Origin of the sequence: Streptomyces sp. NPDC048473, assembly GCF_043200155.1 — a bacterium.
Taxonomy (GTDB): domain Bacteria; phylum Actinomycetota; class Actinomycetes; order Streptomycetales; family Streptomycetaceae; genus Streptomyces.
Map to the genome: position 1 here is coordinate 149,147 of NZ_JBICXE010000022.1, position 8,479 is coordinate 157,625.

Genomic DNA, 8,479 nt, shown 5'->3' on the forward strand with positions numbered 1-8,479 from the left:
CCATGTGCCGCATCCCTCGTTGTGCCGGTTGCAGGCCCCCTGTCGTCACCCCATGTCCGCCGACACTCACTCATTCGTGTGGAAGCGCTCAAGGTGTGCAACCTTCCGGACCCCCAGGGGAGTCGACCGTCATGACGAGAGGAGGTGCCGCCAGTGATCGCAAACGTTTCGGCACACCGGCGGGCGAACGCCTTCGCCCAGGCCCTGGAGGAGCAGTCACTCCACGGTGCGGCGGCCGTACAGCCCGAGGAACCGGCCGAACCGGCCGACCACGGAACGCTGTTGGCCCTGGCGAACGGCCTCGGTGAGCTACCGCGGCCGGAGTTGGATCCCGAAGTCAAAGTGGTGCAGCGAGCCCAGCTCGTCGCCGCCATGGAAGCCATGTTCGCCGAGGGCGGTGCGTCCGCGGGCCCTACGGTGCCCGAACAGCGGACCAAGGGGGCCCACCGGGCCTCCCCGCTCCGGAAATTGCGTCCGCGCTCACGCTGGACAAAGGGCCTCGCGGCCGGCGGACTCACCGTCGGTGTGGCGGCGGGAGCCTTCGGCGGAGTGGCCGCTGCCAGTTCCGACGCCCTGCCGGGTGATTCGCTGTACGGACTCAAGCGCGGCATGGAGGACATCCACCTCGGCATGGCCAGCGGCGACGCCGACCGCGGCGAGGTCTACCTCGACCAGGCATCGACCCGGCTCAGCGAAGCCCGCCGCCTGATGGAGCGCGCCCGCTCCGGCGATCTGGACCACGAACAGCTCGGCGAGGTCAGGCGCACGCTCAACGGCATGACGCACGACGCCACCGAGGGCCACCGCCTGCTCCACTCCGCCTATCAACAGAACGGCGCCATCGGCCCGATCCAGACCCTGGAGTCCTTCTCCCGCTCGCACCGCGACAGCTGGAGCAGCCTGCGCGACCGGCTGCCCGTACAGCTGACCGATGTCGGCGACCAGGTCAGCTCGGTCTTCGACGCCATAGACGAAGAGGTCGAACCGCTGCAGTCGCTGCTGCCCCGCACCCCGGGCAGGAGCAGCGGCTCGCAGCAGTCGGACGAAACGGAGCAGGGCACGGGACCGTCCCGTACGGACCAGTCCTCGCCCTCGTCACCGGGGGCCTCACAGGGCCGTACGGGCGACAGCGCCTCGCCCCACCCGTCCGGATCCGGCAGCACCCCGGCCGGCGGCCTGATCACCGGCGGCACGGACGGCCTCTTCGGCACCCCACCCCCGGGGACCACCCCGTCCGCCGACGGCCGGATCAGCCCCCCGCCCACCCCGGACGTCACCCTGCCCCCGCTCCTCCCCGGCCTGCTCCCCGGCCTGGGAATCAACGGCGAGGACCTGAACGACTAGCGCAACCCCTCAAATCGCCGGACGGGCCCTCCAAGCCCACTCACTGCCGCGGATCAAGTCCGACGGGCGGCAAAACCAAGCCCGTCCGGCGATTGAGGACAAAAGCGCCCCCGGGCGCCCCGGTACGCCCCTCAGAAGAACACCGACCTCCGCTGCACCAACAACTTGTACAGCGTGTGCTGAATCTGCTCCCGCACCTGATCCGTCAGATTGAACATCAGCATCGGATCCTCCGCCGCCTCCACCGGATACCCACTCGTGGAAATCGGCTCCCCGAATTGGATCGTCCACTTCGTCGGCAACGGCACCGCCCCGAGCGGCCCCAGCCAGGGAAACGTCGGCGTGATCGGGAAGTACGGAAAGCCCAGCAGTCGCGCCAGCGTCTTCGAGTTGCCGATCATCGGGTAGATCTCCTCCGCCCCCACGATCGAGCACGGAACGATCGGCACCCCGGCCCGCAGCGCCGTGGAGACAAAGCCGCCCCGCCCGAAGCGCTGCAGCTTGTACCGCTCGCCGAACGGCTTGCCGATGCCCTTGAAGCCCTCCGGCATCACCCCGACGACCTCGCCCCGACGCAACAGCCGCTCCGCGTCCTCCGCACAGGCCAGCGTGTGCCCGGCCTTGCGGGCAAGCTCGTTGACCACCGGCAGCATGAAGACGAGGTCGGCGGCGAGCAGCCGCAGATGCCGCCCCGCCGGATGGTTGTCGTGCACGGCGACCTGGAGCATCAGCCCGTCGAGCGGCAGCGTCCCCGAATGGTTGGACACGATGAGCGCCCCGCCGTCGGACGGGATGTTCTCGATGCCCTTCACCTCGACCCGGAAGTACTTCTCGTACACCGGCCGCAGCATCGACATCAGGACCTGATCGGTCAGTTCCTTGTCGTACCCGAACTCGTCGACGTCGTACTCACCGGTGACCCGCCGCCGCAGAAACGCGAGCCCGCCGGCGATCCGCCGGTCCCAGCCACCGCGCCCGGCCCCCTCCAGGGGCTGTCCGGCCTGCTGGGGCTCCTGCTGCGGCAGCGAGGCGTCCTGCTGCCCCGGCAGGGCACTGACGGCCGCAGTCCCGAACACAGAGGCCGCCGAGGGCCCCTGGCCCCGGCTGGCGCCCCCTGCGGACCGGCGTCGCGCGGAGCGCGGTGAGCCGCCCGGCCGCGAACGGTCGTCGTCGAACGGAATGACCTTGGCATCCGCCATCGTCGGTGCGCTCCTCTACCTGGCGCTGGGGGTCGGGTGTGTGTCGCCCGCCCCGGTGATCCCCGGAACATCGCCGGCCGCCCCGGCGAACGGCATGGCGGCCAGCCGGTCGACCGCCCTGCCCACCGCCTCCGGCGGCAGCAGTCCCGGCCCCTGGCTGCGCGCGAACTCCGCGAACGTCTCCGCGGTACTGAACTGCGGGTGGAAACCCAGGGTCTCGCGCATCTGGACGGTGGAGACCACCCGGCCGTGGGTGAGCAGCCGGATCTGCTCGGGCGAGAAGTCCGTCATGCCGACCGTACGCAGCGCCTGGCCGACCCAGGTGACGGCGGGCAGCAGCAACGGCATCGTCGGCCGCCCCAGCCGTCGCGAGCACTGTGAGAGCAGCAGCACGCCGTCCCCGGCGATGTTGAAGGTGCCGCTGTTCAGCGTCCCGCGCCTCGGCTCGCGCGAGGCGATTCCCAGTACGTCGACGACATCGTCCTCGTGCACGAACTGGAGCCTCGGGTCGTATCCGAACACTGTCGGCAGTACGGGCAGCGAAAGGTAGTCGGCGAGCGGCGAATCCGCCTGCGGCCCCAGGATGTTCGCGAACCTGAGCACGCACACGGCGACGTCCGGCCGACGGCGCGCGAAGCCCCGTACGTACCCCTCGACCTCCACCACGTCCTTGGCGAAGCCCCCGCTCGGCAGGGACTTGGGCGGGGTGGTCTCGGTGAAGACCGCGGGATCGCGGGGCGCGGAGCCGTACACATTCGTACTGGACTTGATCACCAGCCGCCGCACGCTCGGCGCCTTCTGGCAGGCGCCGAGCAGCTGCATGGTGCCGATGACGTTGGTCTCCTTGACGGTGGTCCGGCCACCCGTGCCGACCGCCTTGGCGGAGACGTCCAGATGGACCACCGTGTCGACGGAGTGCTCGGCGAGGACTCTGGCGATCGCGGGCTGACGGATGTCCGCCGTCACAAAGTCGGCATCGCCCAACTGGTGTCCGGGCGCGACCGCGTCGACAGCGATCACCCGGTCCACTTCCGGATCACGCTGGATGCGCCGCACGAAGCGGCCGCCCAGCTGCCGGGCCGCTCCCGTGACCAGCACGACCTTCCCCAAGATCAGCGCCTTCCGTCGAAAGGTTTCCCCTGGCCGTCACCGTAGCGGGTGGATGTTGCCCTGTGATGACCGCGCGGCGGCCTTCTGCCGAGTCTTTGGCCCGAATGTGCGTACGTACCGCCCCACAACGCACCGCAGCCCTCCCGCCATGTCGGCGGGAGGGCTGCGGATTCACGAACTGCGTTCGCTTACTTCTTGTTGCGACGCTGAACGCGCGTGCGCTTGAGCAGCTTGCGGTGCTTCTTCTTGGCCATCCGCTTGCGCCGCTTCTTGATAACAGAGCCCACGACTACCCTCGCTCACTTCTTCTTCACTGGTGCGGGGCGTCTGGGCCCACACGACCTACGTCGGCCTAGCCTACCCGCCACCGCGTGAGGGGCGTAATCCGAGGTGAACCTCAGGCGGACTCCACCCCCACAAAGGACTCGCGGAGATACTCGTGAACCGCTTGCTCCGGAACCCGGAAGGACCTTCCCACCCGGATCGCCGGCAGATGACCGCTGTGCACCAAGCGGTACACGGTCATCTTCGACACCCGCATGACCGAGGCGACTTCCGCCACAGTCAGAAACTTGACCTCGTTGAGAGGCCTCTCGCTGCCAGCAGCCATGACCCACCTGTACCTTCCGCACGAGACGCGCACCGGCTTCCCCTCCGGTGACTCTTCGTCGTTGTGCGCTCACTCCCCAGGTTAGGGGCGTGTGATGCGAGTGGGGAAGAGGAGAGACGATCGGCCGCCTACTGTGACAGACACGCCCGATTGAGTACATAGCGAGTGAGCGGCCGGTAGTAGGCGGCCCGCACGCCGTCGTCGAGCGGAACGGCGACCGACACCCGCCCCTCGGCCTCCCCGACGAACAGCGCCGGATCGTCCGTATCCGCAAGACCGATCGCCTCGATGCCCAGCTGACCTGCCCCGCAGACCCATCCGTGGTCCCCGACGACCAGTTCCGGCAGCCGCCCGCAGCCTTCCGCGACCGCCTCCAGAGCGACCCGGACCGGCAACGGCGAATGGGTATGTGCGCCGGTGTCACCACCGGGAGCCCGCACGCCGGGTTCGCGCACCATCGCGACTCCTCGTACGTAGTCGAGGCTGTGCGTGCGTACGCCGAACCGGGTCGTTATGTCGATACATTGCCCCTGCGCGGGGGTGAGTACGGGGCACCCGGCCGCCGACATGGCGTCTGCCAGCTCTGCGTAGAAACCGAGCAGCCGGTGCGGATGACCGGTCCCGAACAGCACCGGCGCCCGCCGGACCGCGGCATACGACAGCCGCACGGCAAAGGCATCAAGACCTGCCAGGGTCCGCTCCGGATCGATCACATCAGGGCCCGAGACATGCGCAGGATTGTCCGAAACCCCGCATTTGTCGGCCATGAGGCGAAGAAGATCGGGCTCCTTCCAGCCCCATTCGGGGTCGAGGCCGAGCATCACCCGCGGGTCGCGGGCCGCGAAGAGCCGATAGCTCCGCAGACTCACTTCCCTCGATGTGGCCACGGGCCCGGCCAGCCGGGCCGCCAGCAGATGCGCACGCAGCGCTCCGGTGCTCAACACCCCACCGATGCTCCCCCAATCACCCAGACGGGGGGCCAGAAGCCCGGATACACCCCACAGTTGGCGTAACCCTTCCTCACCACCGCACGGAAACGGCCGCACCGCAACCGTCCCCCGCGCGCCTCAGGTCAGCAGCCCCCGCAACGGGAACGCCGCCCGCCTGGTCGCCAGCACCGCCTGATCCAGCCGGTCCGCGGGGTCGTACCCCTCCTCCCACGACTTCCAGGAAGGAGTACGCCCGTCCGTCATCCGGGCCGGCCCCAACTGTCGGGTCCGGGCATAGACCTCGTCCCGCCACGAGGACGGAATCACCGCCTCCGGGGCGATCGGCGCATGCGCGGCGATCCCCACCAGATGCGTCCAGGACCGCGGCACCACATCGACCACCGCATAACCGCCCCCGCCGAGCGCCACCCAGCGCCCGCCCTCCACGTACTCATGGGCGAGATCGTGACAGGCCGCCATCACCGCCCGCTGCGCGTCCAGCGACACCGCGAAATGAGCGAGGGGATCCTCGAAATGCGTATCGGCCCCGTGCTGACTCACCAGCACCTGCGGCCTGAAGTCCGCCAGCAGCTCCGGCACCACCGCATGGAACGCCCGCAGCCACCCCGCATCCCCCGTACCGGCCGGCAGCGCCACATTCACCGCACTGCCCTCACCCGCACCCGAGCCGGTCTCCTCCGGCCAGCCGGTCTGCGGGAAGAGCGTGCGCGGGTGCTCGTGCAGCGACACGGTCAGGACCCGCGGATCCTCCCAGAAGGCCGCCTGCACCCCGTCACCGTGATGGACATCCACATCGATGTACGCGACCCGCTCGGCACCCAGCTCCAGCAGCCTCGCAATGGCGAGCGCCGGATCGTTGTAGATGCAGAACCCCGCCGCACCGCCCGGCATGGCGTGGTGCAGCCCGCCCGCGAAGTTCACGGCATGCGCGGTGTCACCGCGCCACACCGCCTCGGCCGCCGCCACCGACTGCCCGGCGATCAGCGCAGACACCTCATGCATCCCCGCGAACGCGGGATCGTCCACCGTCCCGAGACCGTAGTTCTGATCGGCGTGCTTCGGATCCGCCGAGGCGGCGCGCACGGCGGCCACATAGTCCTCGCGGTGCACCAGCCGCAGCGTGGAGTCCCCGACGGGCTTGGCCGCCACCACATCCACCGCACCGTCGAGCCCGAACGCCCGCACCAGCCCCATCGTCAGGGCGAGTCTGACGGGATCCATCGGATGGCTTTCCCCGAAGTCGTATCCCGTTACTGCGTCATCCCACATCAACTGTGTGCGGCCGCTCATGCCCGCCACCGTATCGGGCAGGCTCCGCACCGAACGACTTGGCGTACACGAGCGTCGCCAGCACCAACACCATCGGCACCAGCATCGCCCCCCGATAGCTCCAGGCATCCCCGAGCGCCCCCACCAGCGGCGACCCCACCAGGAATCCCACGTAGTTGAAAATGTTCAGCCGCGCGATGGCCGTATCACTCGCCCCGGGGAACATCCGCCCGGCGGCGGCGAACGTCTGCGGCACGATCACACACAGGCCGAGCCCCAGCAGGGTGAACCCGAGCATCCCGACCCACGCCCCACCGGCCACCGCCACCACACCGAACCCGGCAGCAGCCAGCACACTCCCGGACCGCACCACGGCCACAGCCCCGAACCGCCGCACCCCGAAGTCCCCGACGGCACGCCCCAGCAGCGTCGTCACCATGTAGACGTTGTAAGGAACGGTCGACAGCTGCTCCGAGCTCCCCAGCACATCCTGCAGATACTTGGCACTCCAGTTGGAGACCGTCGAGTCCCCGATGTAGGCGAAGCTCATCACCAGACAGAGCGGCATCAGCAACTTGAAGGAGACCGAGGCGGCCCCCTTCCCCTGCGGCTCCCCCGGCCCCTCGTCCACCGACACGCCCTCGGCGTACCACCGGCTCCCGATGAACGCGACGGGCAACAGCACGACAACCGCCGGCAGGTACGAGACCAGCAGCGAAAGATCCCAGTGCGCCCCGGCCCACGCCATGGACGCCCCGGCGATCCCGCCCAGGCTGTACGCGGCATGGAACCCGAGCATGATGGAACGCCCGTACGCCCGCTGAAGACTGACCCCCATCATGTTCATGGAGGCATCGAGCGCCCCGACGGCCAGCCCGAACACGCCGAGCGCCAGGGCCGCCTCCCACAGCGCGCTCCCGGCCCCGACACCGAGCAGCGCAAGCAGCACAACGGGCTGCGCCCACCTCAGTACGAGCCCGGGCCGCACCCGCGCGACCACCTTCTCGGTGACCACGCTGCCCACCCCGGCCAGGATCGGCACCGCGGCCAGGAACGCCGGCAGCAGCCCGTCGGATATCCCGTACCGGTCCTGGATGGCGGGAATCCGCGTCACGAGCAGAGCAAAGGTGACTCCCTGTACGAAGAAGCTCAACGCGAGGGAGGCCCTGCCGTGCCGCAAACGAGCATCTGTCATGGCCGCGAGCGTAGGGCCAGTCTCTACCCGTGGGTAGATGGATCAGGCGAGCAATTCCCGTAGTTGGCTCATGTCGGAGAAGTGCCCGGTCACCCCGGCGAGCCGGTCCGCCGGCATCATCGACGCAAACCCGTACACATCCATCCCCGCGGCCCTGGCCGCCTCCACTCCGAGCGGGCTGTCCTCGATGACGACGCACCGCTCGGGAGGTACGCCCATCCGCTCGGCGGCATGCAGGAACAGATCGGGCGCCGGCTTTCCCTGCCCCACATCCTCCGCGCTGAAGATCCACTCCTCCTCGAACCACTGGTCGAGCCCGGTCTTGCGATGCCCGACCCGGATCCGCTCATGGCTGCTGGAGGACGCGACGCAGTAGGCGACCCCGTCGGCGACAAGCTTCCCCAGCACATCGTCGACACCCGCCACCGGCTCCAGCTCCCGCTGGAACGCGGCGAAGATCCGCGAGTGAAGCGTCTCGTCGAAGTCCGCGGGCAGCTTCTCCCCGGTCCTCTCCTCGACGAGATCGTGCACCCGGTGCACGGCAGCCCCCATGTAGTCGCGAAGACACTCCTGGTACGAGGTGGGGTGACCGAGCTCTGTGAGGTACTCGGCCAGGATGGTGTTGGAGATCGGCTCGCTGTCCACGAGCACACCGTCGTTGTCGAAGATGACCAGTTCGTAGCGCATGGTTCGAGCCTAGACGCTCAGAACGCAGAAAAGCCCCGTGCCACAAGGGCACGGGGCTTTCCCGTAAAAGGAGTTCGGCGGCGTCCTACTCTCCCACAGGGTCCCCCCTGCAGTA

Annotated in this window: 9 protein-coding genes; 1 reads left to right on the forward strand and 8 read right to left on the reverse strand. The window is 69.0% G+C overall.

Translation table 11 applies throughout. The annotated features are described in order from the left end of the window. Positions 1-153 precede the first annotated feature (153 nt). A complete protein-coding gene (locus ACGFU7_RS29780) occupies positions 154-1,344 on the forward strand; it encodes a DUF5667 domain-containing protein (RefSeq protein ID WP_393699779.1) in 1,191 nt (396 codons plus the stop codon). A 131-nt stretch (positions 1,345-1,475) separates the two neighbouring features. On the opposite strand, the gene ACGFU7_RS29785 is transcribed toward ACGFU7_RS29780, so the two are convergent. From ACGFU7_RS29785 to ACGFU7_RS29820, 8 genes are all read right to left on the reverse strand, one after another. Continuing rightward, positions 1,476-2,543: a lysophospholipid acyltransferase family protein gene (locus ACGFU7_RS29785; protein ID WP_393699780.1), complete on the reverse strand. Its 1,068-nt coding sequence runs from the start codon at positions 2,541-2,543 to the stop codon at positions 1,476-1,478. A gap of 15 nt (positions 2,544-2,558) precedes the next feature. Further along, the gene (locus tag ACGFU7_RS29790; protein WP_393699782.1) at positions 2,559-3,653 is read right to left on the reverse strand and encodes an NAD-dependent epimerase/dehydratase family protein; all 1,095 of its coding nucleotides are present in this window, start codon (positions 3,651-3,653) and stop codon (positions 2,559-2,561) included. Positions 3,654-3,841: 188 nt separating this feature from the next. Beyond that, a complete protein-coding gene (locus tag ACGFU7_RS29795; protein WP_003948845.1) occupies positions 3,842-3,940 on the reverse strand; it encodes a 30S ribosomal protein bS22 in 99 nt (32 codons plus the stop codon). Between the two features lie 110 nt (positions 3,941-4,050). Next, positions 4,051-4,263: a helix-turn-helix domain-containing protein gene (locus tag ACGFU7_RS29800; protein ID WP_014046653.1), complete on the reverse strand. Its 213-nt coding sequence runs from the start codon at positions 4,261-4,263 to the stop codon at positions 4,051-4,053. A 128-nt stretch (positions 4,264-4,391) separates the two neighbouring features. Next, complete coding sequence (locus ACGFU7_RS29805; RefSeq protein ID WP_393699783.1) at positions 4,392-5,207, reverse strand: phosphatase; 816 nt, start codon at positions 5,205-5,207, stop codon at positions 4,392-4,394. Positions 5,208-5,330: 123 nt separating this feature from the next. Continuing rightward, positions 5,331-6,503, reverse strand: coding sequence for an acetoin utilization protein AcuC (locus ACGFU7_RS29810; RefSeq protein WP_393699785.1), 1,173 nt, complete (start codon positions 6,501-6,503; stop codon positions 5,331-5,333). Beyond that, entirely contained in the window at positions 6,472-7,677 is a 1,206-nt protein-coding gene (locus tag ACGFU7_RS29815; RefSeq protein WP_393699787.1) for an MFS transporter, read from the reverse strand. Before ACGFU7_RS29815 ends, ACGFU7_RS29810 begins: the two co-directional genes overlap by 32 nt. Positions 7,678-7,719: 42 nt before the next feature. Further along, positions 7,720-8,364, reverse strand: coding sequence for an HAD family hydrolase (locus ACGFU7_RS29820; protein WP_393699789.1), 645 nt, complete (start codon positions 8,362-8,364; stop codon positions 7,720-7,722). Between the last annotated feature and the right edge of the window lie 115 nt (positions 8,365-8,479).

What these genes read in the sequence shown, in the direction of transcription:
- ACGFU7_RS29785 (WP_393699780.1), bottom strand. Translation starts at nt 2,543, where the DNA reads ATGGCGGATGCCAAGGTCATTCCGTTCGACGACGACCGTTCGCGGCCG.
- ACGFU7_RS29800 (WP_014046653.1), bottom strand. Translation starts at nt 4,263, where the DNA reads ATGGCTGCTGGCAGCGAGAGGCCTCTCAACGAGGTCAAGTTTCTGACT.
- ACGFU7_RS29810 (WP_393699785.1), bottom strand. Translation starts at nt 6,503, where the DNA reads ATGAGCGGCCGCACACAGTTGATGTGGGATGACGCAGTAACGGGATAC.
- ACGFU7_RS29815 (WP_393699787.1), bottom strand. Translation starts at nt 7,677, where the DNA reads ATGACAGATGCTCGTTTGCGGCACGGCAGGGCCTCCCTCGCGTTGAGC.
- ACGFU7_RS29820 (WP_393699789.1), bottom strand. Translation starts at nt 8,364, where the DNA reads ATGCGCTACGAACTGGTCATCTTCGACAACGACGGTGTGCTCGTGGAC.